The sequence below is a fragment of the Psychrobacter piscatorii genome, from assembly GCF_043641605.1.
GTDB lineage: Bacteria > Pseudomonadota > Gammaproteobacteria > Pseudomonadales > Moraxellaceae > Psychrobacter > Psychrobacter piscatorii_C.
On sequence record NZ_JBHZRK010000014.1, the window covers coordinates 12,350 to 37,285 of the forward strand.

General features: G+C 44.5%; 24 protein-coding genes. 10 read left to right on the forward strand and 14 right to left on the reverse strand.

What is annotated here, in order from left to right:
* Nucleotides 1–75: 75 nt before the first annotated feature.
* From murA to ACHUET_RS12050, 5 genes are all read right to left on the reverse strand, one after another.
* Complete coding sequence (gene murA, locus ACHUET_RS12030; protein WP_238038995.1) at nucleotides 76–1,344, reverse strand: UDP-N-acetylglucosamine 1-carboxyvinyltransferase; 1,269 nt, start codon at nucleotides 1,342–1,344, stop codon at nucleotides 76–78.
* Between the two features lie 111 nt (nucleotides 1,345–1,455).
* Nucleotides 1,456–1,701 (reverse strand): BolA family protein, encoded by a 246-nt coding sequence (locus ACHUET_RS12035; RefSeq protein ID WP_178379289.1) that lies wholly within the window; start codon nucleotides 1,699–1,701, stop codon nucleotides 1,456–1,458.
* Between the two features lie 169 nt (nucleotides 1,702–1,870).
* Nucleotides 1,871–2,848, reverse strand: a complete 978-nt coding sequence (locus tag ACHUET_RS12040; RefSeq protein ID WP_394213098.1) for an alpha/beta hydrolase — start codon at nucleotides 2,846–2,848, stop codon at nucleotides 1,871–1,873.
* A gap of 357 nt (nucleotides 2,849–3,205) precedes the next feature.
* Nucleotides 3,206–4,006: a BON domain-containing protein gene (locus tag ACHUET_RS12045; protein ID WP_394213099.1), complete on the reverse strand. Its 801-nt coding sequence runs from the start codon at nucleotides 4,004–4,006 to the stop codon at nucleotides 3,206–3,208.
* A gap of 202 nt (nucleotides 4,007–4,208) precedes the next feature.
* Nucleotides 4,209–4,694, reverse strand: coding sequence for a YraN family protein (locus ACHUET_RS12050; RefSeq protein WP_394213101.1), 486 nt, complete (start codon nucleotides 4,692–4,694; stop codon nucleotides 4,209–4,211).
* Between the two features lie 131 nt (nucleotides 4,695–4,825).
* Between ACHUET_RS12050 and rsmI the strand changes: the two genes are divergently transcribed.
* Nucleotides 4,826–5,782: a 16S rRNA (cytidine(1402)-2'-O)-methyltransferase gene (gene rsmI, locus ACHUET_RS12055; RefSeq protein ID WP_394213103.1), complete on the forward strand. Its 957-nt coding sequence runs from the start codon at nucleotides 4,826–4,828 to the stop codon at nucleotides 5,780–5,782.
* Between the two features lie 54 nt (nucleotides 5,783–5,836).
* Nucleotides 5,837–6,856 carry an adenosine kinase gene (locus ACHUET_RS12060; RefSeq protein ID WP_394213105.1) on the forward strand — a complete coding sequence of 340 codons (1,020 nt, stop codon included), beginning with the start codon at nucleotides 5,837–5,839 and terminating at the stop codon, nucleotides 6,854–6,856.
* A 115-nt stretch (nucleotides 6,857–6,971) separates the two neighbouring features.
* Here ACHUET_RS12060 and ACHUET_RS12065 read toward each other — a convergent pair whose 3' ends face one another.
* On the reverse strand, nucleotides 6,972–8,282 hold the full coding sequence (locus tag ACHUET_RS12065; RefSeq protein WP_394213106.1) for an O-acetylhomoserine aminocarboxypropyltransferase/cysteine synthase family protein: 1,311 nt from the start codon (nucleotides 8,280–8,282) through the stop codon (nucleotides 6,972–6,974).
* 230 nt (nucleotides 8,283–8,512) lie between these two features.
* Entirely contained in the window at nucleotides 8,513–9,175 is a 663-nt protein-coding gene (gene nfuA, locus ACHUET_RS12070; RefSeq protein ID WP_394213108.1) for a Fe-S biogenesis protein NfuA, read from the reverse strand.
* Nucleotides 9,176–9,663: 488 nt separating this feature from the next.
* Here nfuA and ACHUET_RS12075 point away from each other — a divergent pair, with 488 nt between their 5' ends.
* The 3 genes from ACHUET_RS12075 (at nucleotide 9,664) to ACHUET_RS12085 (ending at nucleotide 13,130) form a co-directional block, all read left to right on the forward strand.
* Nucleotides 9,664–10,731: a bifunctional nicotinamide-nucleotide adenylyltransferase/Nudix hydroxylase gene (locus tag ACHUET_RS12075; RefSeq protein WP_394213109.1), complete on the forward strand. Its 1,068-nt coding sequence runs from the start codon at nucleotides 9,664–9,666 to the stop codon at nucleotides 10,729–10,731.
* Between the two features lie 165 nt (nucleotides 10,732–10,896).
* On the forward strand, nucleotides 10,897–12,294 hold the full coding sequence (locus ACHUET_RS12080; RefSeq protein WP_394213111.1) for a nicotinate phosphoribosyltransferase: 1,398 nt from the start codon (nucleotides 10,897–10,899) through the stop codon (nucleotides 12,292–12,294).
* The gene (locus tag ACHUET_RS12085; RefSeq protein ID WP_394213113.1) at nucleotides 12,288–13,130 is read left to right on the forward strand and encodes an SGNH/GDSL hydrolase family protein; all 843 of its coding nucleotides are present in this window, start codon (nucleotides 12,288–12,290) and stop codon (nucleotides 13,128–13,130) included. The genes ACHUET_RS12080 and ACHUET_RS12085 overlap by 7 nt, the downstream gene beginning before the upstream one ends.
* Before the next feature lie 96 nt (nucleotides 13,131–13,226).
* Here the strand turns inward: ACHUET_RS12085 and ACHUET_RS12090 are convergent, their stop codons facing one another.
* Complete coding sequence (locus tag ACHUET_RS12090; RefSeq protein WP_075107333.1) at nucleotides 13,227–13,505, reverse strand: type B 50S ribosomal protein L31; 279 nt, start codon at nucleotides 13,503–13,505, stop codon at nucleotides 13,227–13,229.
* Nucleotides 13,506–13,995: 490 nt separating this feature from the next.
* Here ACHUET_RS12090 and ACHUET_RS12095 point away from each other — a divergent pair, with 490 nt between their 5' ends.
* Together ACHUET_RS12095 and ACHUET_RS12100 are read left to right on the forward strand one after the other, a co-directional pair.
* Nucleotides 13,996–14,601 carry a YceI family protein gene (locus tag ACHUET_RS12095; RefSeq protein ID WP_394213115.1) on the forward strand — a complete coding sequence of 202 codons (606 nt, stop codon included), beginning with the start codon at nucleotides 13,996–13,998 and terminating at the stop codon, nucleotides 14,599–14,601.
* Between the two features lie 218 nt (nucleotides 14,602–14,819).
* The gene (locus ACHUET_RS12100) at nucleotides 14,820–15,908 is read left to right on the forward strand and encodes a hypothetical protein (protein ID WP_394213117.1); all 1,089 of its coding nucleotides are present in this window, start codon (nucleotides 14,820–14,822) and stop codon (nucleotides 15,906–15,908) included.
* Between the two features lie 180 nt (nucleotides 15,909–16,088).
* Here ACHUET_RS12100 and ACHUET_RS12105 read toward each other — a convergent pair whose 3' ends face one another.
* On the reverse strand, nucleotides 16,089–16,523 hold the full coding sequence (locus ACHUET_RS12105) for a COG4315 family predicted lipoprotein (protein WP_201599949.1): 435 nt from the start codon (nucleotides 16,521–16,523) through the stop codon (nucleotides 16,089–16,091).
* Nucleotides 16,524–17,038: 515 nt separating this feature from the next.
* Between ACHUET_RS12105 and ACHUET_RS12110 the strand changes: the two genes are divergently transcribed.
* The gene (locus ACHUET_RS12110; RefSeq protein ID WP_394213118.1) at nucleotides 17,039–18,667 is read left to right on the forward strand and encodes an FAD-dependent oxidoreductase; all 1,629 of its coding nucleotides are present in this window, start codon (nucleotides 17,039–17,041) and stop codon (nucleotides 18,665–18,667) included.
* 126 nt (nucleotides 18,668–18,793) lie between these two features.
* On the opposite strand, the gene ACHUET_RS12115 is transcribed toward ACHUET_RS12110, so the two are convergent.
* Entirely contained in the window at nucleotides 18,794–19,477 is a 684-nt protein-coding gene (locus tag ACHUET_RS12115) for an LOG family protein (RefSeq protein WP_394213120.1), read from the reverse strand.
* Between the two features lie 304 nt (nucleotides 19,478–19,781).
* Between ACHUET_RS12115 and ACHUET_RS12120 the strand changes: the two genes are divergently transcribed.
* Complete coding sequence (locus ACHUET_RS12120) at nucleotides 19,782–20,747, forward strand: alpha/beta hydrolase family protein (RefSeq protein ID WP_394213122.1); 966 nt, start codon at nucleotides 19,782–19,784, stop codon at nucleotides 20,745–20,747.
* A gap of 82 nt (nucleotides 20,748–20,829) precedes the next feature.
* Here the strand turns inward: ACHUET_RS12120 and ACHUET_RS12125 are convergent, their stop codons facing one another.
* Complete coding sequence (locus ACHUET_RS12125; protein WP_394213123.1) at nucleotides 20,830–21,561, reverse strand: putative quorum-sensing-regulated virulence factor; 732 nt, start codon at nucleotides 21,559–21,561, stop codon at nucleotides 20,830–20,832.
* 196 nt (nucleotides 21,562–21,757) lie between these two features.
* On the opposite strand from ACHUET_RS12125, the gene ACHUET_RS12130 reads away from it, so the two are divergent.
* The gene (locus ACHUET_RS12130; RefSeq protein WP_394213125.1) at nucleotides 21,758–22,348 is read left to right on the forward strand and encodes a M23 family metallopeptidase; all 591 of its coding nucleotides are present in this window, start codon (nucleotides 21,758–21,760) and stop codon (nucleotides 22,346–22,348) included.
* Nucleotides 22,349–22,416: 68 nt separating this feature from the next.
* On the opposite strand, the gene phoR is transcribed toward ACHUET_RS12130, so the two are convergent.
* The 3 genes from phoR to dtd all read right to left on the reverse strand — a co-directional run bounded on the left by phoR (nucleotide 22,417) and on the right by dtd (nucleotide 24,894).
* On the reverse strand, nucleotides 22,417–23,532 hold the full coding sequence (gene phoR, locus ACHUET_RS12135) for a phosphate regulon sensor histidine kinase PhoR (RefSeq protein WP_394213127.1): 1,116 nt from the start codon (nucleotides 23,530–23,532) through the stop codon (nucleotides 22,417–22,419).
* Nucleotides 23,533–23,624: 92 nt separating this feature from the next.
* Entirely contained in the window at nucleotides 23,625–24,329 is a 705-nt protein-coding gene (gene phoB / locus ACHUET_RS12140) for a phosphate regulon transcriptional regulator PhoB (protein ID WP_058025125.1), read from the reverse strand.
* 112 nt (nucleotides 24,330–24,441) lie between these two features.
* The gene (gene dtd / locus ACHUET_RS12145) at nucleotides 24,442–24,894 is read right to left on the reverse strand and encodes a D-aminoacyl-tRNA deacylase (RefSeq protein ID WP_394213129.1); all 453 of its coding nucleotides are present in this window, start codon (nucleotides 24,892–24,894) and stop codon (nucleotides 24,442–24,444) included.
* Between the last annotated feature and the right edge of the window lie 42 nt (nucleotides 24,895–24,936).

Genomic DNA, 24,936 nt, shown 5'->3' on the forward strand with positions numbered 1-24,936 from the left:
AGTTAGTTTCCCTATTCAAGGGAAGTTTTAATGTATAACGTAATTCATGTATAAACTACGGTTGACCTATCAGTATTAGCCGTTGGTATTTACACGCTGGATATTAACACCAAGGCTACGCAGCTTTTCTTCGACATGCTCATAACCACGGTCAATATGGTAAATACGGTCAATCAAGCTCTCGCCTTCTGCCGTTGCAGCAGCCATGACGAGTGACATAGAAGCACGTAAATCTGTTGCCATAACAGGTGCCGCCGTAAAGTTCTCGACGCCTCTGATCACCGCAGTATGACCATCCACTTGAATAGATGCACCCAAGCGATTAAGCTCAGGCACATGCATATAGCGGTTTTCAAAAATATTTTCGATAATGGTACTGGTCCCATCAGCCAGACAGCAAATCGCCATCAACTGAGCTTGCATATCTGTTGGAAAACCTGGATGTGGCTGAGTCCGGATATCTACTGGCTTTGGACGCCCTTTCATTTGCGCGCGAATCCAGTCATCACCTGTCGTAATCACCGCACCCATGGCTTCAAACTTCTCAAGTACCGGATACAATAAAGACGCCGTGGTGTTTTTGGTCAGCACATCACCTTGAGTCATCAAGGCACCAGCAAGATACGAGCCTGTCTCAATACGATCCGGTACCACTGAATACTCACAACCGTGTAGACGTTCTACCCCTTCGATAGTCATGGTAGAAGTACCGATGCCGCTAATTTTGGCGCCCATCGCAACCAGCATATTGGCTAAATCGACTACTTCTGGCTCTAATGCACAGTTAGCCAAAACTGTTGTGCCTTTAGCCAATGCTGCTGCCATGATGACGTTTTCCGTACCGCCAACTGTCACCATATCAAATGAGAAGTGGCAACCAATCAGCTTACCACCTTTAGGCGCTTGCGCTTTCACATAACCGTTCTCTACGCTGATCACCGCACCCATCGCTTCAAACGCTTTTAGATGCTGATCAACAGGACGTGAGCCAATCGCACAACCACCTGGCAATGACACTTCAGCTTCGCCAAAACGTGCCAATAATGGACCTAATACCAAAATTGACGCGCGCATGGTTTTTACCAAATCATACGGCGCATAAAAATTATCGATGCTTTTTGTATCGCAAGTGACCGTATCGCCCTGCTTTTGGATATCAATTCCCATGCCACCGATCAATTCAATCAATGTACGCACGTCTTTTAACGACGGTACATTGTGCAATGTCGTTGGGGTCTCGGCCAGTATCATAGCGGCAAGTAATGGCAAAGCGGCATTTTTGGCGCCTGAAATAGTAACTTCCCCTGCGATACGACTACTACCAGTGATTAAAAATTGATCCATAAGGGTGACAACCTAGCGATGAGTATAAAAAATGATGAAAACCAGATGGATAGAATTCATCTATTGGTATGACGAATTCTATATTGTCTGGTCGTGTAGAGAGCTATTTAATTAGCCTTTTGATTGAGCGTCCCATTCAGCAGGCGTTAGCGCTTGAATATTGAGGGCATGAATATCGCCACTCGCAATCTTATCATTGACTAGCGCATAGATGGCTTGCTGACGTTGAACGGCTCGTTTACCTTCAAAGCTTGCATCAACCACGCGCACATCAAACTTATTACCTTGATTTGCAGCTTGGATAAAAGCGTCTGGGAAGTGAGTCTGTAAAAATGCGATCAAATCGTCAGCGTTCATGCTCATAGAATAGTCTGCCTTAAAGTTTAGAATAGGGTATAGATTTAAAGTGATGACATTATAACAAGAGTTTGCATATCTTACAGTACTGTCTTACCCAAGTGTATTTGAGGACTGAGACAATATGAAACATCAAGCACTCTCAGCCACTCATACGGACACGGATAAGCTATTTAAGCGTTTTATCCAAGTACGTTAATACTTGCGCGCGTACGTCATTGACCCAGCGTAACGGCGGTGCCATTGCTCCAATGCTGGTTGCGTGGCTCGCGCCTTCAATCTCACCAGTCTCAACGGTGACGCCTGCCTTTTTAAACGCTTCTGTCATTTTGATTGCGTTTGTCGGATGTACGACTTTGTCTTTTTCTGCTGTTAATAACAAGTACGGTGGCTGTGCACCCTTAATCTGACGATCGGGCATCACTTGATCAGGCGTCGCATCTGGAGCAAAGGCTGTCGCACTATCGAATTTACGAAAGTCGTAGCTATAAGGCCCTGCAATACCAATCACGGTTGCAACGTCTGTTGGCTTGATACCATAAGGCGCCAAAAAGTCTTCGTTTGATACTGCGGCAACGGCATTGAACGCGCCAGCAGAGTGTCCCATGACAGCGACACGTGATGGATCAGCATGCAAGCTGGTCGCATTCTCAATACTCCAAGCAATCGCTTGCGCGGCATCTTCGACATAATCGGGATAGACGTGCTCAGGTGCTTTGCGATAATTAATCACTGCGGTGACATAGCCTGCCTGCGCTAAGCTTTGACCGACAAAAGCATACTGCTCTTTATTACCACTCTCCCATGAGCCGCCATGAACAAATACCACCATAGGGTAGTTGCTATTGATAGCGCTTTGGGCTTTCATTGCCTGTGCCAAGGGCTTTGGATAGTAAATATCCAAATCTTGCAAAGGCTCATCACCGTATAAGATGTCTTTACTCACCCCTACACCGCCACTAGAAGTAATACCATTGACGATAGCGAGTGGTGATAATGCCTGTGCACTTTGCGTCGCGAGCGCAATACTACCTAATGCCAGCACCGCAGCGCCTGTGAATCTCAGCGTGCGTACTTTTTTACCAGAGGATTTGCTGTATCTGTTAATGTCTTCACTCTGTTGTATACGGTTTTTTGAATCCTTCATTGCCAGTATCCTATTATATTTATTAATCAATAATGAGTAGCGTTATAGCAGCTATGCTGTTTCGTTAATTGGTCAAGGATATACTTTCACTTGAAAACAGATATAATTTCACTTGAAAATATAAGTGACCAATATGCTGCTTCTACTACTTTTCACTATTGATATAGTACTCACTGGCTGAGGATTTCTCGTGCTTTTACTGTTATATCTATTTAGGCTTATTGTGATTAATATCAAAGAAGGCTACTAGCATCATATGATGTGACTGGTATCACATATGGCTAAGTAGCCATTATATAGGCTCTTATTTATCATCAGTCATCGCTTAGTAGACTCAGCTTGGCAGACTCAGTAGTTTTACTGATTTTGATAAAGGTCGATATATGGGCTTGATGATGGTTGCGCCGTAGTGTCCTCTTCTTCCGTGATCACTATCGGCGTTGCGGTACTGACAGCGGTATCTTGGACAGTTGGTGCGACCGCCTGATTGGCTAGATTGTTCTCATACATAATATCATCATCGTTTATCTTTACACCTCTATCATCGACAACGGTCGTCAGCAGTACCAGCTCGGTCACCCCAACAGTGCTGTTCGCAACATCAATCAGGTTGCTTTGTTGGGTGGGTGTCATGCGACCCATAATATAGACCACGCCATTGTTGGTGACTGCTTTGATTTGTGAGGTTTTGACGCCATCGCTGGCGGCTATTTTTGCCAATAGTTTTGAGGTGATATAACCATCATGAACAGTTGAGCTATAGCCTTTTGAGGCACTCACTTCCATCTCGTTGTAGACGCGGCGCACATCTGGCATAGAGCTGACGACCTTTTCTACTTCTGCTTTGAGCGCTTCAGACGGTACTTCCCCTGTGAGCAGCACTTCGCTATTGAAGCTATCGATACCCATACGGCTGGTCTGCTGCAAATCTTCTTTTAGCCCATACACGTTGATTTTGGCAGTATGCTCGATACTACGATCTAGTAGACGCTGCGGAATGGTGCGCTCAGTCATTGGCACACCGTAAGTTCCTTCTGTACTGTTGGTCAGATAGTTGGTGGCACAGCCTGTACTGACCACACAAGCAGCAAGCATAATGCTCGTCGTAATACAGCGTGATGAACCAAAAATAGCAGTGCGCAAATGCATCCGTGTCATTGTTTACCTCTTAGAGCATGGTGGTGACGGTGTTATAAATTCAATGAATTGAGTCAATTTTCATCTAGCAGTGATAAGACAAATTTCGTTAACAGCTACTTTACTTAATTTTGGCCAGCAGCGGTTAGGTTTTTGGTAACGAGTATTGCGCGCTAGATTCAGTCAGGCGCGCGAGTCAACCAGTATTGACGTTATATATTTACTACCATGCACTGGCTACAAAGGCGCCTTTAAGCCATTCCGGCTCATCGTTCAACGGATTCTCTTTTGAGCTGAGCTTACCCACCGTATTATAAGCAATGACATCAAAGCGGCAGTCATGACGAGCGTACTCAGGATGCTGATGCAAAAAATACTGCGCTGCTTTAATCACTTTGCGTTGCTTGCTTGTCGTCACGCTGAGTGCTGCATCGCCATAAACCGACCGCTTGCGTTGACGAACTTCGATAAATACTAGCGTTGACCATGCAGGTCCTGCTTCCATCATGACCAGATCTAGCTCGCCTATTTTTGGCTGTTGCCAGTTTTGCGCCACCAACCGCAACCCTTGTGCTTGTAAATACTCACATGCCTGCTGTTCAAACTGACTACCTTGGCGTTGTTTCGGTGAGGTTAAGATCAAGGGTTTGTGATTCGCCATAAGGTTAATTCGTCTGCTTAACATTTGAGAATTATCATAGCACAACATGCTAAACTAGCCACTTCTGCGCGTTATGCTCTCCAAATCTATTGATTTATTCACTCACTATTTGACTGAAAAATCATAGATAACGACTGGATATAATAGCGCACTATTATTGTTAATAACCCGAGGTTTTCATGTCTACCCCTACTGCGATGCCAGCTTGTCTCTATATCGTTGCCACGCCAATTGGCAACTTGACCGACATGACGCCACACGCGATTGATGTCTTAAAGCAGGTCGCAATCATTGCCTGTGAAGACACTCGCACTTCAGGTAAGCTGTTGTCGCATTTTGGTATTGATACCAAAGGCAGCAAAACGGATGAGGCAAAAAGCTCAGAGACCCATCATGCCACAAGTAGTGTAGAAGATGATGAGACCACAACGAAGCAAAAAGGCCATAACAAGCTATGGGCCTATCATGAACACAATAGCGCTATTCAAACGCCTAAAATCATTGAAATGATTGAGCAAGGTCATTCGGTTGCTTTGATTAGTGACGCTGGTACGCCACTGGTCAGTGACCCAGGTTATCAATTGGTACAAGCCGCACACGAGGCAGGCGTGACCGTATCACCTATCGTTGGGGCTTCTGCTGCCATTGGCGCATTGTCAGTGGCGGGGTTGCCATCAGATCGATTTAGCTTTATTGGGTTCTTGCCAGCCAAAACTCACGGCCGTCAAAAACAACTGAACGATTTGATCGCACGTACCGAAACCCTGATATTTTATGAAGCGCCGCATCGCATCGTAGCTAGCCTAGAAGATATGGCGACGATATTTGGCGCAGACCGTGCAGTGACTTTTTGTCGTGAATTGACCAAAACGTTTGAAACCGTACATAAAAGCACCCTTGGCGAGTTGGTCGAGTTTGTCAAAGCAGATGACAATCAGCAACGTGGTGAGATCGTCGTGGTCGTCGCTGGCGCCGGTGTGGCAAAGGATACTGACGACATCAGTACTCATGATAAATTGCTACAGCGTTTGCTAGAGGACTTATCGGTCAAAAAAGCAGCCGCACTGGCCTCTGATATCACTGGTGTAAAAAAGAATGCACTTTATCAGCGTTTACTAGAGTTACAAGCTGACTAGTTTTTAACAATAAGAAAGATAACCGTTTATAAATTAATTGAAGAGAGGTAAACAATGTACGATGTAATGGCGATAGGTAATGCGTTGGTTGATCACGAATATGTGCTATCAGATGCTGCGCTAGAAGAGACCGATCTGACCAAGGGTAATATGACACTAGCAGAGTTTGAGGAGCAGCAGCAACTACTGGCTTACTTTAAGTTGGCTGAGATTGAGCCATCAAAACAAGCCGGCGGTGGCTCAGCAGCCAATACGATGTTTACCTTTGCTAGCCTTGGCGGTAAGCCGTTTTATGCTTGCCGCGTCGGTGATGACGATCAAGGGGCGTTTTACCTCAGAGACTTGCACGAAGCAGGCGTCGCAACCTCAGACAAATCTATCCATGAAGGCGGTGTGACCGGCTCCTGCGTGGTCGCTATCACCGAAGATGGCGAGCGTACCATGCAGACCTATCTTGGCACCTCAAGCGAAATCGCAGCTGACAATGTTGATTTTGACGCGTTGACGCAAGCAGACTGGCTATATTTAGAAGGCTATTTGGCCATGTCTGAAAGCATCCAACCAGCAATGACGCAACTGCGTCAGCAAGCCGGTATTCATAATGCAAAAATCGCCGTGAGTTTTGCGGATCCTGCTGTAGTAAAATTTGCCAAAGACGGCCTACTTAATATGCTCGGCAATAAAGTCGCTGTGATATTCTGTAATAGCGAAGAAGCAAAGCTATTCACCGATAAAAAACAAGTCAAAGCCGCTGCCCGTGCCCTGCTTGAGCATTGCCAAACAGCGGTCGTCACTGATGGTGCCAACGGCGCGGTCATTGCCCACAAGCCTGATGACGAGTCGGAGATTGAAGTTTACGACGTGGCAACGCCAGCAGTAACCAGTGTCATCGATACCAATGGTGCAGGTGATAACTACGCGGGTGCCTTCTTATATGCGCTATCGCAGCATTATAGCTTGCCAGAGTGTGGACGTCTTGCCAGCGAAATATCGTCACAAGTCATCCAACAGTTTGGACCACGTCTTGCCTCGCAGGATTACCGAGATATCGCTCAGCGTGTCCTATCTGCTTAAATGCTGAATACTTATATTTGACGCAAATAAAAAGCCCATATCGAGTTGATATGGGCTTTTTTGTTTATGGATTATAATCACTCAAATAATTTTCCTAAATGAGCATGCTTTTATATTAAGCAGTAGCTAATGCTTGCGCAAGATCGGCTTTGATATCTTCAATATGCTCGATACCAATAGATAAACGTACCATATCTTCACTAACGCCAGCTTGCTCAAGCTCTTGCCCATTTAACTGACGATGCGTTGTCGAGGCAGGATGACAGGCCAGTGACTTGGCATCACCGATATTCACCAAGCGCGTAATCAATTGTAGCGCATCGATAAAGCGTGACCCTGCTTCCAGACCGCCTTTTACCCCAAAGGTCAAAATAGCAGAAGGTGTACCTTTCATATATTTTTTGGCAAGCTCATGCTCAGGATGGTCAGACAGGCCTGCATATTTTACCCAAGCGACCTTATCATGGTCACGCAAGTATTCTGCAACGGCTTGTGCGTTTTGTACATGACGCTCCATCCGTAGGCTCAGCGTCTGCACCCCTTGTAGAATACTAAACGCATTAAGCGGACTAAGCGCCGCACCCGTATTGCGTAGCGGTGCGACGCGAGCACGGGCGATGAAGGCAGGCGCGCCCACGTCTTTGACAAAGTTCACCCCATGATAACTGGCATCTGGCGTGTTCAGTAATGGGAAACGCTCAGGATAATCGCCCCAAGCAAACGTACCGCTATCAACAATCGCACCGCCAATCGACGTCCCCGTGCCGCTCATATACTTGGTCAATGAATGCACCACAATGTCCGCACCAAACTCAAACGGACGGCATAGCGCAGGTGTGGCCACGGTATTGTCAATTACTACGGGTACGCCATATTCGTGAGCGATATTACTGAGCGCCTGAATATCTACGATATTGCCTAGTGGGTTACCGATACTCTCAGCAAATACCATTTTGGTCTTGTCATCGATTAAATCACGAATCGCTTCTGGGTTTTTGTGATCAAAGAAACGCACCTCAATTCCTTGACGCGGCAATGCATGCGCAAACAAATTGTAAGTACCACCATATAGCGTTGATACGGCGACAATATTATCACCTGCTTCACAAATGGTCTGGATCGCATAAGTGATAGCAGCCATACCAGAGGCGACCGCAAGTGCTCCGATACCGCCTTCAAGCGCGGCAACGCGCTCTTCTAGCACCGCATTGGTCGGATTCATAATACGCGTATAGATATTGCCCGCGACCTTTAGATCAAACAGATCAGCACCATGCTGAGTGTTATCAAACGCATAGGAGCTGGTATGGTAGATAGGTACGGCGACTGCTTTGGTCGTTGGTTCAACACTATAACCAGCATGAATCGCCAAGGTCTCAAGACGCTGGTGGTTCTTTATTTCTTGGGCTGCTTGTTCATCACTCATCGTACATTCCTTTGTATGGATCAAATGTATTGATCAAAAATTACTGATTCAAGAGTTCGTGCTTAAAAGCCATCTCAAAAACCTGTCTGCTAAATCATAGCAATAAAAAAAGCTGAGTTCATCATAACTCAGCTTTTTTATTAAAAGAATAGCAAAATACTGATCGCTTAATGACAAACATGCATAAGCGTTTTTATAACTGCTATTTTACTTTTATCTGTTTTTTGCATTTATTTATAATAAGCATTCTCTGTGCGAGTATGATCGGTATCATCAACCACTTGCGTCAGCTCTGGTATTTGCTGCTTAAGCTGTACTTCAACGCCTTGACGCAGTGTCATATCGACGGCTGAACAGCCTTGGCAACCACCGCCAAATTTTAAGACAGCAGTCAGGCCAATACCTTCTTCATCAATCAGCTCAAGCAACTGTACGTCACCGCCATGCGCGGCCAAGCCAGGGTTAATCTCTGACTGTAAGACATAGTTAATACGCTCTTCGACACTGGCATCAGCACCCACTTTGGGTACTTTAGAGTTTGGCGCGCGGAAAGTCAGCTGACCACCAAAACGATCTTTATTGTAATCGATGACCGCATCTTCTAGATAAGGAACTGATGCCGCTTCGATAAAGGCCGAAAAGTCATCATAAGTAAAACGTAAATCAGCGCTGTCTTCTTCGCCCGGCTGGTTATAGGCCATGCAGCACTCTGCGCGCGGCGTGCCTGGATGCTCAACGAAGATACGCACACCAATACCATCAGTGTCTTGCTTGGCTAACAAGTCTGCCAAATAGCCTTGAGCAGACTCAGTGATGGTGATATTGCTTTTTGCTTCAACTTGCTCAGTATCTAATGCTGACTCATAGTCAGCGGCTTGATTTTGCTCACTCATAATGTTTCCTATGCGTTGTGACACAAGCGCAATATCTATTATGGCTATTGTGTCGTGAATTTGAATTTTTCAAAATTTTTACGGCTTATATCAGTTTGCAAGCCATCAGTGCTTGAGGTTTATTATTGTAATGCACCGACAGCAATGGTCGTGAAATTTAATCCGTCTATATCAGTCATTATACCTGAATCAAGTAGTAATTCCGACCGCGCTACTGTGAATTGAACCGTGACCGCTGCAAATGGTTGTCATTGGTTTTTTTAATGACGTCCCTCAGCGGTGGATTAAATAAGGTTGGCATAATTATCGATAAACTAACCTCTATATAAAGACAGCTGCATTATTTATCAAGCAGACTAAGTACAAATAATGCCTACTAAGGATACACCCCTAAACATCTTTCTACTTGTCAAAAAGTCACAGGCTGTGTCAGTATTAGCGTCATTAATTTTTTATCAATAAAAATAAGTTGTAGGAAATTGGCGTCTATGAGTGAATTATCAGAGCAAGCTTCAGATAAGCAAAACCCCGATAAGAAAAACAGTACACACTACCGTTATTTGGTTTTTATCGGGCGTTTCCAGCCATTTCATTGTGGACACAAGGCAGTCATTGACGAAGCGCTCAAACGCTCTGATGAAGTGATTATGCTGATCGGCTCCGCCAATCTACCGCGCAGCTTACGTAATCCGTTTAGCGTCGCTGAACGCGCGGCGATGATTAAGGGCGCTTACTCAGCAGAAGACGCCGCTCGTATCCATTGCGTCGGTCTAGACGATGCGCTCTACAATGACACACGCTGGCTACAGTATGTGCAGGCGGGCGTCAAATCGGTCACGGGTGACTTGCAAACAGATATTGGCTTGATTGGTCACTCAAAAGACAGCTCATCATATTATTTATCGCTGTTCCCTAACTGGGCATCGGTGTCAGTACCCAATTATCATAATCTATCAGCCACGCCTATTCGCGACAGCTATCTGATGGGCGCTACGCCAACACCTGAGCGTACGCCTGAGTCAACACGCAGCGTCCTCGATGAATTCAAAAAAACGGACGATTATCATCAACTGCACGAAGAAGCAGACTTTATCGATAAATACAAAAGACAGTGGCAATCTGCCCCCTATCCGCCGACCTTTATGACGGCTGATGCGTTGATTGTACAGTCGGGGCACATCTTACTAGTCGAGCGCCGTAGTATGCCAGGACGCGGATTGTGGGCATTACCGGGTGGTTTTTTAAATCCAAAAGAGACACTATTTGATGCTTGTATTCGCGAGCTGCGTGAAGAGACGCGCCTCAAAGTCCCTGAGCCCGTACTGCGCGGCTCCTGCCACAGTCAGCATACCTTTGACGATCCGTATCGTTCAGCACGTGGGCGTACTATTACCCAAGCGTTTTATTTTCAGCTAAAAAACGACCCAAAAGGGTTGCCAAAAGTAAAAGGCGGCGATGATGCGACCAAAGCATTTTGGCTGCCATTGGCAGAGCTTGATGCCAAAATGATGTTTGAAGACCATTATGCAATTATTACCAAAATGGTTGGGTTGTAGTTTTTCGTTATTGGACGGATGAGCAGGTCATGGCCAAATCAGCCCTCATTGATATCTACACAATGTATTTTTTAACTTTCTATACCAGTGCCGATAGACGGCACTCAACCGCCGCCACTGTTCTTTCAACGCAGCTGCGGCATCTCAAAGCAGAGGAGTTCTGTGATGTACACCAGTAATCTAAACAATTTAATCTTAAATAGTGACAGCTATAAAACCTCACATTGGGTGCAATACCCAAGTGGCAGTGAGTATCTGTCCAGCTACATTGAAGCGCGCAAAGGCGACTACGATGTGGTGTTCTTCGGCTTACAAGCCTTTATAAAAGAGTACTTAAGCACCCCTATCACGTATCAAGATATCGACGAAGCCGAAAAAGTGGTTAAAGCGCATGGCTTGACCTTTAATCGTGCTGGTTGGGAGCACTTGATTGAAAAACACAACGGCTACTTGCCATTGCGTATCCAAGCTGTGCCTGAAGGCAGCATCGTGCCAGTATCTAATGTGGTCTGCCAAGTTATCAACACTGATCCTGAGTTCTATTGGCTACCAAGTTATATCGAAACAGCGCTATTACGCGCGATTTGGTATCCATCAACGGTCGCTAGTGTCTCTCGCTATTGCAAAGAGATTATCCGTCAAGCGCTAGAAAAGTCAGCAGACAATACAGAGTCGCTGCCTTTTCGCTTACATGACTTTGGCGCGCGCGGTGCGTCGAGTCAGGAGACGGTTGCCCTTGGTAGCTTGGCCCATTTGGTCAACTTTGCTGGTACTGATTCAATGACAGCACTCATTGCGGCCAGTCGCTGGTATCAGATGGGCGATGACATGCCTGCGTTTTCCATCCCAGCGGCTGAACACAGTACGATGACGGCATGGGGACGTGATGGCGAGACCGCTGCTTTTCGCAATATGATTGAGCAGTTCGGCGGCGAAGATAAAGCTTTTTCAGTTGTGTCTGACAGCTACGACCTATGGAATGCGATCGACAATATCTGGGGCGACGCCTTAAAAGATGACGTCAAAAACATGGGCGGCACTTTGGTCATTCGACCAGACAGTGGCGAGCCGACTAAAGTCGTTCGTGAAGCGCTAGAGCGCTTGGCAGTGAAGTTTGGCACTACGGTAAACAGCAAAGGCTATAAAGTTCTACCGGATTACGTGCGAATCATCCAAGGCGATGGCATCAGCTCACAAAGCTTAAGCAAAATTATTGACGTGATAATCAAAGCAGGCTTTAGCATAGAAAACGTGACATTTGGTATGGGCGGTGGTCTATTGCAACAAGTCAACCGTGACACCATGAGCTGGGCAATGAAATCTAGCGCTATCTCTATCGATGGCGCATGGAAGGATATTTATAAAGATCCTGTCACCAGCCGCTCAAAACGCTCGAAAAAAGGACGATTGGCACTGGTAAAATCCGATAGCGGCCAGCTGACAACCATAAAAGAAAATGAGATGAGCGACCCAACTGACAATCTATTACGTGATGTCTACGTCGATGGTAAATTGTTAATTGAAGACAGTCTTACGACTATCAGGGAACGTGCAGGATGGTAGACACTAATAAGCTGACATCGGTCGCAAGAGACGTCTTACTTGCCCCTGTCTACCTCTATCAAGGTCGAAAAATCAAGCGTGATACCGTGCGTTTGCCGGAACCAAACGGCGAAAGACATGGTATGGTTAAGCTATCAAAAGCAGATGATGGACTGTCATCTAAAAGCCAAGAGACACTCAATTTGATGGTCGTCGGTGATTCGGCAGCAGCAGGTGTGGGTAGCCAAACTCAGCAAGAGGCACTGGTTGGTAAGCTGACTCCGATACTGGAACAGAATACCGTTATTCGATCGAACTTTGCACAGCTCAATTGGTCATTACAAGCGACAACTGGTCATACTAGCTTTGATATTTTGCGCAGATTATATGTCCTCCCTACTCCTGACCAACCTATCGATGTGATGTTGCTGAGCGTTGGGGTCAACGATACGACCTCCAACGTTTCTGTGCATCAATGGCAGCAGCAAATTGAAGATATCATTGATATTGCACAGCGTAAATTTGGCGTACGCGAACTGATCTTTTTAAGCTTACCGCCGATGGCGCAAATGCCTGCAATTCCTTCCCCGCTCAATAATTTTGTTGGGGCAAAAGCCTCGATATTAGATGAGATATTGCAACAAGTCTGTGCTGCTCATGATGGTGTCAACTATATGGCAACTGACTTTGCGCGCATGATATCAGAGCATGGCAATGGTCAGCCTATTGATATTGCCGTGATGTTCGCCAGTGATGGCTTTCATCCGAGTAGCCTAATGTATGGTTATTGGGCACAGCAAATCGTAGAGAACATGACCCAACTGTTAGACTCATCCGCCGCTCAGACGGATTGCTAAAAACACGCAAGTATTGATTTATCGACACAAAAAAACCGCTGAATCATCAGCGGTTTTTTATTGCTTAGCAAAATACATTTACACCATAGATATAAATTATTCAGCAGCGTCAGCAGCTTTCTTGCTACGGCCACCAAATGCACCAAAGCGCTTGTTAAAGCTTGCAACACGGCCTTCGGTAGAGGTTTTACGTTGCTCACCAGTATAGAATGGATGCGACGCACTTGAGATATCAAGTGGGTAGTATGGGTATTCTTTACCTTCGTATTCGCGAGTCGCTTTAGTCTTAGCCGTTGAACGAGTCAAAAAGAACACGTCAGCGTTCGTGTCATGGAATAAAACTTCTTGGTAATCAGGATGGATATCTTTACGCATAATAAAATCTCTAGGTCCGATGTATGTATGGCAATTTGCCTCAACATCATGAGCGATGTCTCAAACAAACGAAAACATACGTAACTGAGGCACTAAGGACATTATAAGTATGGCAACTGCGTCACTGGCTTATTCCAGCACAAAGCACCACTCTTCTGCTCACTTAGCCTTTCCCCAGCGGGAAAATTAAACAGCGATTTTAACGTTTTTTGTCACCCAACGCAAGCCACAGTTATGATAGATATATGTGATAAGTTGTCACTAAGAGGGAAATAGTGTTGAGATGTATGAGTTAACCCAGTACAATATTTTGGTTAGTTAAATTAATCAATTATACAGATATCTGTAGTTAATCTAACGAGATTTAGCTTGCTCTGTCATTTATCTATGCATTTTTAGGCTATATGGCTAGTCAGTTTTCTACAAAAAATATCGCACTCTTTGTTCATCGGTAAGCACGACTTCCCTAATACTAAATAAGGACTATTCAATGATAAACACTACCATCAAAACCACTACTAAGGCACTATTAATCAGCTCAGCACTTGCTGTTACGACTTTAGCAAGCGCTGCTCTACCAACTCAGTGGCAACTAGATAATTCACATACTCGTGTCGGTTTCTCTGTTGAGCATATGGGATTTTCTACGGTTATGGGTCACTTTAGTGATGTCGACGGTACCGTGCAGTTTGACCTAAAAAATCCAAACCAAACACAGCTTAACTTTGTCATTGATACAGACAGTATTGATACTGCTTGGGCAGCCCGTGACAAGCATCTAAAAACCGACGAGTTTTTCAATGTTGAGAAGTACCCTACCATGAGCTTTAAATCCACTCAGGTTAATTTTATCAATCCACAACAAGCAAAAGTCACTGGCGACTTTACGTTACTCGGTCAAACCAAACCATTAACACTTAACCTAACGCTCAAGAAAATCGATAACAGCCCTCTTACTAAAGAGCCTGTGATTGGTTTCCGCGCTACAGGTAATATCGATCGTACAGCTTATGGCATGGATGCGTACTCGCAAGGTGTTACCACCAATGTACCTATTCAGATAGACGGCGAACTAGTAGAGAAAAAGTCAAAATAGACGTCATTCGCTATTAGTCACCTTTATTAGCAACAACAAAAAAGCAGCCTCCATAACAGGGCTGCTTTTTTTAGTGTTAAAATCTTGTCTTATTATTCTTTAATATATTCATTAAATTACACAAAAGACTGCTTCATGCTTGTGACCCTTGAACTTTATTGATATATTCGTATATACGGATTTACGAATATATAACGAGATACTGAGGGAGTAGCAACGTGAATACAGTAAAAGTGGATTTCATAGCGATAGATAATAATTGGGATAAGAAAGTATCGGAACATCATTTTGACATATATCACTTATCTGGTTGGATTCACGCCTCAGCGATTGTCGATAAAGGCAAACCCCAAGGTGTCATTGCTCACTATAAAAATAAAGAGGTATTATTACCTCTCATAATTAGAGACATCGACTCAATATATTGGGACGCCACTTCGACTTATGGTTATGGTGGCCCTTTGATGGATAAAACGTTAACTGATGCCGAAGTAGACCTCATACTCGATGAGATCAAGGCGTTTCTTTTTAAAAAAGGCTGCGTTTCTCTATTCATGCGGCTACACCCAATCATTAATAAAGGGTGGATTCCTACCGTCGGCAAGGCGCTGACTCATGGGTTGACTTTGATGTCTGATTTGAGAAAATCTGAAGAAGATCATTGGAATGAAACTCAGAATCGTCATCGCAGAGGGATAAAAAAAGCCCTAAAAATGGATGTCGTGACAAAAACGGAATATTTAACCAAACAAAATACTATGATGTTTTCGAGCATATATAAAGAAACGATGCGACACGTCAAAGCGAGCGACTATTACTTTTTTGATGATGATTATTTTTTCAATTTGCTTAAGCATCTTCAAGAAAGGATACTACTGATAACCGCTTATCAAGATAATAAAGCGATCGGCTCCTCTATATACACGATATGTAAAGAATCCGGCATTATGCAGTTTCATCTTGGAGGTACGCTCAATGAATATATTCATATGCAACCATCAAAACTTATTACTCATGTCGCTCGAGACTGGGGTCGAAACAACAACTATAAAGTGCTACACCTTGGCGGCGGGGTCGGATCAAACTTAGATTCTTTGTATGAGTACAAAAAAGGATTTAGCTCACAAGAGCTGCTATTTAAGACTTACAGGCTTATCGTCAATACGGAAAAATATGCAAATTTAGTAGCGGGTATCTGGTTCAGTGACAGTGACTTGCGCTCTGATTTCTTTCCGTTATACAGAAAAGAATCTACTGAAGAAGTGTTAGAAGTGGGTCAAGCAGAACCCTTAGTGAATATGTTGTAGCAGACGCTGTATTTACAATATGGCTTTAGGTTTATAGGATTTATGATTAATTCTGAGCATCCTTTGAGCTTTCATATAAGTATGCGTTGAAATACAAACAATACTACAAGTCTGAATAAATAAAAAAGCAGCCTCTATAAAAAGGCTGCTTTTTTTGTCCAACAATATTGTTATAAGATACTATTTGGTTGGGATAACATGCCAAACGTCAAATTTGTCATCACCATCTTTGTCGCCCATTTTTGTATCATTGGCATAGAAGTATAATGGCTTACCATTCATTGCCCATTGATACTTACCATCTTCACGCTTGAACGCCGCAAACTGGCCAGAAGCTTTAGCATTGCTTGGTGCTTGGAAGATTGGCCATACAACTTGACATGCTGCGCCGCAATCTGACTTATTCATTGAATCTTTGTCATAAGTATAAAGCGTCATGTAATTGGTTGCATCAACCAACACACCATTTTTGCTAGCGACAGGGGCAGTGTTTTTATTGGTCGCTTGGACTTCGTGCGTGCCTGACATGTCATTTCCAACGACGCTTTTCAACGTTGTACAACCCGTCAATGCTAATACGCCAGTTAGTGCAGATAACATCATGATATTTTTCATAGCAACTTCCTTGTCATTTTGATAATTTTAATAATAAATTTTATAAGCCGTTTTTATTTTTTGATGTGAAAGTGATAAAAACAGAGCTTTAACCTCACTTGAGCGAAATAAATATAGCACACAGTTTTTAGCGATGATGGCCATCAATATACAAACTTACAAAAGTGGCTGAATTTTACAAAACGATTAAACACAAGCCTTTTTGGCTACAGAAAACTGACCTTATTGCCCTTCTCCAGATGTTGCACTTAAAACTGTCTATTAAGAACTGACCAAGACCACCTTACCTCGTTGACAAAACTCATGCATCTACTTACGTATTTGCCATCATATTGTCTGTAGTTCTTCGTAAAATGAACTTATAGAAATGAAGTATTACTACACAATGGAAAACACCTCTATTGTGGCTTATAAATAAATATTGAACTTAGCGGCCTTCGCACGCATATCAATAATTACAAGACATTTAACGATTACACCGAGCATGGCCTGATGCAAATGCTACTAAGGATACAATGACGACAATGACTCAGTCTTCTAATAAAAATCACGCTCATTCTGTCACACAAGATGATTCTTCTAAGGTGCTGTCTTATGGAGATCATCAAAACTCGCCAATCAAACGTCCTACTAAACGCGTCGGTATTTTGGGCGGCGGTACCGCAGGGTCAACGATTGCTATTCGCCTTGCCGCACTAGGGCTTGAGACTTACTTGTTTGAGAAGAAAAAATCACTCATTGATGGCCCACCAATGTGTCACTTGCATGCTGGCGGCAACTTGTACCGCGAGATACCTGATGAAGATTGTGTGGCGCTCCTCAAGCAATGTATTGATATATTACGTCTCTATCCTTATACCATCGATGTTCGTCCTACTGTATTTGCGGTGCCGACACGCGATGAAGGACTGCCTGAAGACTTGCTACCGCGTTTGGATATTTTGACAGAAGCTTATCAAGAGCTCATCGAGCAGGATGCCAACAATAAAGTATTGGGCGAGCCTGAAGATTACTATCAGCTTTATAGCCATGAGCAGTTGCTTGAGCTGTCTGAGCGTGAGCAAGTTGCGGTACCAAGTACGGTTGATGAGTGGATGATACCAGTGGCCAAATACTTAGACCTAAATAAAGTTAAATTTCCACTGATTGTCGTACAAGAGTACGGCTGGAATATCTTTCGCTTGGCGGCTTCTGCGCAGTTGGCGCTTGAAGAATATGACCATGCCCATGTCTTTACTGACACCGCAGTGCAAAAAGTCATCCCTGTGGATTGTGAAAACTGTACCAACGCTGATCACCATGTCACCAAATGGCGCATTGACTATCAGCAAGCAAACGAATCTCAAGTTGAATCTATCGAAGTCGATTATTTGGTCAATGCTTGCGGTTTTCGCACTGGTGTCATCGATGACATGGTCGGTGTTGAAGTCACACGCATGGTCGAGTTTAAATCCTCTTATGTCACCCATTGGGGCGATGCAGGCGGGCAGATTCCAGAGATTATCGTCTATGGTCAACGAGGTACGCCCGAAGGCATGGCACAGTTGACCCCCTATCCGGGTGGGTATTTTCAGATACATGGCATGAGTAAAGCCATTACTTTATTTGATGACGGTCTGGTCGCATCTAGCACAGACAGCGCTCAGCCCAAACTACCACAGCAGTACGTACACTATATCGAGGATGGCTGGGATAAAGCGCCGCTACAAGCACGTAGCCAGCAGGCGATTGAATACGTGGCTGAGTTTGTACCGACATTCAATAGTGCACGCACTGTTGGCAATGCGCTATATGGTGGGCAGCAAATTCCTGGAGAAGATGATACGTTGCGAGTGGCTGACGTAAGCTTGTATTCTAATATACGTTACGCTCGTGCAGAAAACGTCAAAGCATCTTCAACCTTGATCGCCGCTGATCAGATAGTCACTGAGCTAACGACGCTGGGATTGATACAAAACGATACGCCAATGAATCGTAGCCGCTACGCACACGAATGGTCGTACTTGACACACAACGACGGTCTGGCTGTTGATAAGGTTGCACGTGTGCTTGCTGAGCAGCGTGGATTCCCAATAGCGATGGCAGATGTCAATCATAGCATTCGTGAAGCAGCACTGGATGATCTCTCACCCGCTGGTGTATAGTAAAATGGTTTATTTCTAAATTTTGATAGCCATCACACTAGCCATAGAAAAAGGAGCAGACAACCGATATTTGGTTACCTGCTCCGTTTTTATGTGAGTGCTTTTAATTGCTCGATTTTACAAAGCTTAGCTGTTGCTACCAGCCATTTTTTCTGTGTCTACATTATCATTGATAGTCACAACGGTCTGTAGCATCTCGATTGCCTCGTTAATGGTATTGCACACCACCAAACGATCTAAATCTTGCTGCTTCATAAACCCTTGATCAGCAGTGTATTTTAGATGCTCAATCATACGGTCATAAAAACCATTGATGTTGAGAATAATCATTGGCTTTTCATGTTGATACAGCTGACGCCATGTGGCGATTTCCATAATTTCTTCTAGTGTGCCCAGCCCGCCCGGTAGCGTGATAAAAGCATCGGCGTACTCTGCCATGACTGTCTTACGCGTATGCATGGTATCGGTCAAATGCAAGCGAGTCAGCTGCTCATGAGCGATTTCGTGCTTGAGCATAAAGGTTGGAATGACGCCCACGGCTTCAGCGCCGCCTTTGATGACCTCATCTGCGACTGCACCCATGAGACCAATGCTAGCACCGCCATATACCAGTCCCATTCCATTATCTGCCAACGCACTGCCAAGCTCGCGTGCTGCCTGCTCATACACATCATTGTTGCCCAAGCGTGAACCGCAATATACGGCCACTAGCGGCATGGTCAGTGTTGATTTATCCACGGCTTTTTCTATATTGGTGATGTCTTTGCTCGTAATTACATCATAAGTATCATCGTTGATTTTCATTTGCATATAGTTTCCTTAATTTATCGATCATTTTTTATTGAGTGTTTGTTATTAGTAAAGGTCAAATACCACACGTTTCATTTATAGTGTTATGCACATCATTTATAGAATGAGTTCAACCAAGTTATACAAAACTTGAAAGTCATATTTGAGTACCTGTCTCGCTAGTATTTATCTTAACATAAGCAATGCTACCACATAGTCACAACGATTTATCACTACGCAACAACTACATTTTGAAGATGGGAATTGGTGACTCATCGCAGTTTAATAATCACTATCTATTCATAAAAAACATGAAGGTATCACGATGGATAATCACAACGCTGCTTCTGCCGCAGAGCATGCAGAAAGTATTATTAACAATCCTTTGATTAGTCCTAATATTGCTGATGGTGCAACCAATATCAACACGTACTCGTTGAGTATCATGACCGATCGCAATCAAGCATTGGCAGCCACTGTCTATCGCCCTAAAGAGGGAACGACAACAGCGATCATGATCGCGCCCGCCACTGGAATTAAGCGCCATTTTTACCATAGTTTTGCCCTATATTTAGCAGAGAGCGGCTTTGGCGTACTGACTTTTGATAATGAAGGGATTGGTGAGTCGCTTTCGACCAATCTGGCAAAATGTGATGCTTCACTGATAAGTTGGGGTCGCCACGATATGCCTGCCGTACTTGATGCGCTGCAAGATGAGTTTCCTGAGGCGTCTTATCACCTTGTTGGTCATAGCGCAGGCGGGCAGCTTATCGGTTTGATGCCAAACTATCAGGCGATTACTTCCGTATTCAATGTCGCATGCTCTTCAGGCCGTATCAAAAACATGGGTATGCCTTATAAGCTCAAAGCCATGGGATTTATGGATGCGTTTATCCCATTCACCAATTTAACACTAGGCTATACGCCTTCAGACAAGATTGGCATGGGCGAGCCGCTACCGCGCGGGGTGGCTCGTCAATGGCGTGAATGGTGTAATGGCGCAGGCTATATCAAAACTGCTTTTGGTAAAAGTATACACACCCATTTTTACAATGCGCTCAGCATGCCAGCATTGTGGCTTGGCTTTAGCGATGATGATATTGCCAATAGCGAAAACATGGATGACATGATACGCGTATTTACGAACATGCCAGTCGAAAAGCGGTTTTTAAATCCTGAAGATTTCGGATTAAATCATATCGGTCACATGCGCTACTTTAGCAGTAAAACCAATGCTAAAGCGCCAGAACTTTGGCAAATAGCAGTAGATTGGTTTAGTAAAGGTGAATAGCGTTGTTCGTCCATCAGTATAAGAAGCCATAGCGACTGATATCATTTATTCGTATCAATACACAAAGTCGGTAAATGCGCTTTTATTCCTTAGCATTGTTTGTTTTTTCTGCTTCTATACGCTTCTTTAGGGCAGAATACAGTGACGGCTGCATATTATGAATATTGCCTATCATCCATTTGACATAGTTGATAGGCACTTCTTTGATTGGCTTACCCTTATGCTTGCCAAATGGCATCTTGCTCACAGGCGTCGCTTTATTTGAGATAGCATGTGCCGCTACAAAGTCGGTCGGCGCAATCTCTAAACGCTCGCAGCAGGCTTGATAAAGTAGATAACACATCCGTGCATCCCCTAGCGCATCATGAGCGGCAATCGTCATTGCACTCGCCTCACCCTTACCCAATAATTGCTCGATACACTTAGACTGACCATAAGCATGCCACTCTGGAAAGGCAGCACGCGCGAGTCTCACGGTACAAATCAGCTTAGCAGAAGGACTGCCAATCACTCGCCAATCAAAACGTACATTATGACCAATCAAATACTCTGGTTGCTCAAACTGATCCAACTCAAAACGCTCAAGACCAGCCACATCAGCATCAGTAATGCCATGCACCTTGATGACGACAGGTGATATAGAGCGGCCGCTATTGAAGTACTTCATCCACTCAAATCCAGTTGCCACGTTGATAGTCGCCACTTGAATCGGCCTCGGATCACGGCCTTGATCGGTTTCAGTATCGATGACAAGGGCCGTTTCAACAGTAGTAGCCGTATCTGTAATGTCAGCGGTGTTCAAAGCATCATTCATAAAAAGTTAACCATTCATAGCACCATCATCGCTCAACCGAAGCGTTAAGTAGATAAAGTTATATTTGTTGTGCTTATATTTAACCACACCTGTATTTATGGGGATAAAAGCCATAGATAACAATGCTATACATACCTTAACCGATAGGGCTTTTATAATATTAGCTCATACAATATAAAACAGATAAGAGACATCAATGCTAGCAGATGGAAAAAGCCAACCACCGAGGCCTTCTTTTGTCAGTCGTGTACTCGGCGTACTGATTAAAGCGGTTGTATTGATAGGATTCTTATTTGTCTTTGATAAGCTGCTACCCAGCATTAGCGAGCAGACCCAATCATTTGTGGTCGCCAAGTGGCAACAGCTGAGTCTATTGCAGCAAGAGCTGCCCACAGAAAACAGTCTCCCCAGTCCACTGCCAGAGAAAAACCTGACAGACACTTGGGGTGCGGCACGCAGTCAAGGGCGCTCACATGAAGGCATCGATATCTTTGCAGAACGTGGCACGCCGATACAATCGACCACGCAGGGAATTGTGAGTAAGGTTGGTGAGAATAACTTGGGTGGGCGCGTGGTCGTCGTGGTGGGGCCTGGCGGTGCTGGTCATTATTACGCGCATTTAGAAGACTATGCCGATATTGCGCCCAATGATTGGGTCAATCAAGGCGATATTATCGGTTATGTGGGTGATAGCTGTAATGCAAAAGGGACACCGCCACATGTGCATTACGGTATTTATATCAATGGCAGTGCTGTCAACCCTTACCCGCTTTTGCAAAAAGAGTAAGTATACTAAATTACTCATGCTAAATAAATGCGCATGGTGAGTCTAAACAATATGGGGCAAGGCCTGTACTAATTTGTCGCAGCCGACCTCACATACGCGGCTGGAAACACCACGCTAAATGTCGACCCCTCTCCCTCTACTGAGTCAATCTGTAACTGCGCCTCGTGCTGATGCAAAACGTGCTTCACGATAGCCAAACCTAATCCTGTACCACCTGTGGCACGACTACGCCCTTTATCAATACGATAAAAGCGCTCTGTCAAACGCGCAATATGCTCTGGTGCGATACCAAGCCCATCGTCCTCAACGGCAAATCGGCACCCATCCGATGTCTGCGTCCAGCTGATGGTAATATTACCGCCTTTTGGCGTATATTTAATCGCATTGATGACTAGGTTGGACAAGGCGCTGATCAAGTACACCTCCGACCCATATAACCCGTCATAGGTATCTATGTGCAAATGAATGGTGTGCTTGTACGCTTGGTTATATGCCTGCGCATCATCATAGATATTGGTGAGGAGTTTGGTCATATCGACATCGTTAAACTCATGTGTCTCTTCGATTTCAATCTTGGAGAGCAGTAATAAGTCATTTACGATTCGATTCATACGGGCTGTTTGCTGGGTCATCAGCTCAAAACCGCGACGCCACTGCGGCGGCATATCTGGCTGGTCAGAGAAGTTCTCCAAATAGCCCATCATCACTGTCAGTGGTGTGCGTAGCTCGTGCGAGACATTCGCCACGAAGTCTTGGCGCATTTGCTCTAAATGCTGTACGCGGGTCACATCATAAATAAACAATAGCTTCTCATCACCAAAAGGCGTGAGCTCACACTTTAGATAACGACTGGGATCGCGCCACGATTCTATATGGACACCATCGTTCGGCAGGGTAGTATTTTGATAGTACTGGCGGAACTCAGGCACGGTGATAAAGTCAAAAACACTTTGTCCTTTGTCAGCTGGCTGCAGTGATAAGAGATCCTGCGCTGCCTGATTCCACCACTCTAACCCATCATCTTCGTTCAGTAAAATGACCGCATCTCGCAATGCTCGCAGCGCACTTCTGATTTTCTCCAGTTGCTCCGCCGCATTTTGGCTAGCGATTTGTGCTGGCGCATCTTGCTGGTCATTATTATAGTTATGGTCTTTTTTCTTTTTTGCTGGCGCTATCTTGTTCATTTCTTATCCTTACCACTATCTGCTATTTTATTTATTGTTATGGTGGCATTGTTCGTACAAGATCAAGTTATAAAAAATCAACTTATACAAGATTAGCTCGGCTCAATGAGACTAGAGAACCGATAGCCTGTACCGCGCACCGTTTGTATCAATGTATCACAATCATAAGGGCGCAATAGTTTACGTAGACGCTTGATATGTACATCAATGGTTCGATCTTCGATATAAACGTTACCGCCCCAAACCTGATCGAGCAGCTGCGTTCTTGTGTAGGCGCGCTCTGGATGACTCATAAAAAATGCTAACAAGCGATATTCTGTTGGGCCGACCTCGATGACTTTTCCTGCGGCTGTCACGCGCTGGCTTTTGGTATCGAGACTCAACTGACCAATTTCGATAGGCTTGTCGCTACTCATCGCACTACTACGGCGCAAGACCGCTTTGATTCTGGAAATCAGCTCGCGCGTCGAAAAAGGCTTGGTCATGTAATCATCTGCACCTGCATCGAGGCCGTGAACCTTGCTGTCTTCTTCACTTTTGGCCGTTAGCATAATGACGGGTATCTCAGAGAGCATCTCATCGCTTTTGAGCATACGACAAAAATCCACACCGCTCTTGTCTCCGGGCAACATCCAATCTAATAATATTAATGACGGTCTATGATCGACCACTTGCTGATGCGCTTCTGATACGTCAGCCGCTTGTAGGCTATCAAACCCAGCCATTTCTAGCGTCATCACAACCATTTCACGAATCGCAGGTTCATCTTCAACAATCAAAATTTTCTCATTATACATAGGACATTCTCGGTGTTAGCGGACAAAATCTGGCATATAAAAAGGCGATAAATACTCACCAGTCTCTATCTATTAAACGGATTAATTATGACAGCCTGATGACACTCTGGTGTCAGATCTCCAATAGAAAATTGAGTGGTCCATCATTGACGCTTTCAACTTGCATATCAGCGCCAAACTGACCAGTGGCTACATTTGAATACTGGGTTTTGGCATAGTCGATGAGTTGCTCAAACAGCGCTTGTGCCGCATCAGGTGCCATCGCGCCACCAAAGTCAGGGCGGCGACCTTTATCCGTTTTTGCCATTAGCGTAAATTGTGACACTAATAACAATCCGCCGCCGACTTGCTGAACGTTTTTATCCAGTTTACCAAATTTGGCAGGGTCGTCATCATTTTCAAAAATGCGATAGGTCAATATTTTGTCAATCATCCGCTGGGCGGCGGCGAAATCATCATCATGACCCAAGCCAATATAGGCCAATATCCCATGACCAATTTTGCCAACACAATGCTCATTAATAGTGACGCTGGCACGGCTCACTCGTTGTATCAGTGCTTTCATTTACGACCTTCTTTATTTATAAATGGCTTACAGTTTATGGTC

Bases quoted from the DNA above. Each gene is read 5' to 3' on its own strand.
- ACHUET_RS12105 (WP_201599949.1), bottom strand. From the start codon at position 16,523: ATGAAAAATATCATGATGTTATCTGCACTAACTGGCGTATTAGCATTG.
- phoR (WP_394213127.1), bottom strand. From the start codon at position 23,532: ATGAACAAGATAGCGCCAGCAAAAAAGAAAAAAGACCATAACTATAAT.
- ACHUET_RS12085 (WP_394213113.1), top strand. From the start codon at position 12,288: ATGGTAGACACTAATAAGCTGACATCGGTCGCAAGAGACGTCTTACTT.
- ACHUET_RS12095 (WP_394213115.1), top strand. From the start codon at position 13,996: ATGATAAACACTACCATCAAAACCACTACTAAGGCACTATTAATCAGC.
- ACHUET_RS12120 (WP_394213122.1), top strand. From the start codon at position 19,782: ATGGATAATCACAACGCTGCTTCTGCCGCAGAGCATGCAGAAAGTATT.
- ACHUET_RS12115 (WP_394213120.1), bottom strand. From the start codon at position 19,477: ATGCAAATGAAAATCAACGATGATACTTATGATGTAATTACGAGCAAA.
- ACHUET_RS12090 (WP_075107333.1), bottom strand. From the start codon at position 13,505: ATGCGTAAAGATATCCATCCTGATTACCAAGAAGTTTTATTCCATGAC.
- ACHUET_RS12080 (WP_394213111.1), top strand. From the start codon at position 10,897: ATGTACACCAGTAATCTAAACAATTTAATCTTAAATAGTGACAGCTAT.
- ACHUET_RS12050 (WP_394213101.1), bottom strand. From the start codon at position 4,694: ATGTTGTGCTATGATAATTCTCAAATGTTAAGCAGACGAATTAACCTT.
- rsmI (WP_394213103.1), top strand. From the start codon at position 4,826: ATGTCTACCCCTACTGCGATGCCAGCTTGTCTCTATATCGTTGCCACG.
- dtd (WP_394213129.1), bottom strand. From the start codon at position 24,894: ATGAAAGCACTGATACAACGAGTGAGCCGTGCCAGCGTCACTATTAAT.
- ACHUET_RS12110 (WP_394213118.1), top strand. From the start codon at position 17,039: ATGACGACAATGACTCAGTCTTCTAATAAAAATCACGCTCATTCTGTC.
- ACHUET_RS12040 (WP_394213098.1), bottom strand. From the start codon at position 2,848: ATGAAGGATTCAAAAAACCGTATACAACAGAGTGAAGACATTAACAGA.
- murA (WP_238038995.1), bottom strand. From the start codon at position 1,344: ATGGATCAATTTTTAATCACTGGTAGTAGTCGTATCGCAGGGGAAGTT.
- ACHUET_RS12045 (WP_394213099.1), bottom strand. From the start codon at position 4,006: ATGACACGGATGCATTTGCGCACTGCTATTTTTGGTTCATCACGCTGT.
- ACHUET_RS12035 (WP_178379289.1), bottom strand. From the start codon at position 1,701: ATGAACGCTGACGATTTGATCGCATTTTTACAGACTCACTTCCCAGAC.
- ACHUET_RS12060 (WP_394213105.1), top strand. From the start codon at position 5,837: ATGTACGATGTAATGGCGATAGGTAATGCGTTGGTTGATCACGAATAT.
- ACHUET_RS12130 (WP_394213125.1), top strand. From the start codon at position 21,758: ATGCTAGCAGATGGAAAAAGCCAACCACCGAGGCCTTCTTTTGTCAGT.
- nfuA (WP_394213108.1), bottom strand. From the start codon at position 9,175: ATGAGTGAGCAAAATCAAGCCGCTGACTATGAGTCAGCATTAGATACT.
- phoB (WP_058025125.1), bottom strand. From the start codon at position 24,329: ATGTATAATGAGAAAATTTTGATTGTTGAAGATGAACCTGCGATTCGT.
- ACHUET_RS12065 (WP_394213106.1), bottom strand. From the start codon at position 8,282: ATGAGTGATGAACAAGCAGCCCAAGAAATAAAGAACCACCAGCGTCTT.
- ACHUET_RS12075 (WP_394213109.1), top strand. From the start codon at position 9,664: ATGAGTGAATTATCAGAGCAAGCTTCAGATAAGCAAAACCCCGATAAG.
- ACHUET_RS12125 (WP_394213123.1), bottom strand. From the start codon at position 21,561: ATGAATGATGCTTTGAACACCGCTGACATTACAGATACGGCTACTACT.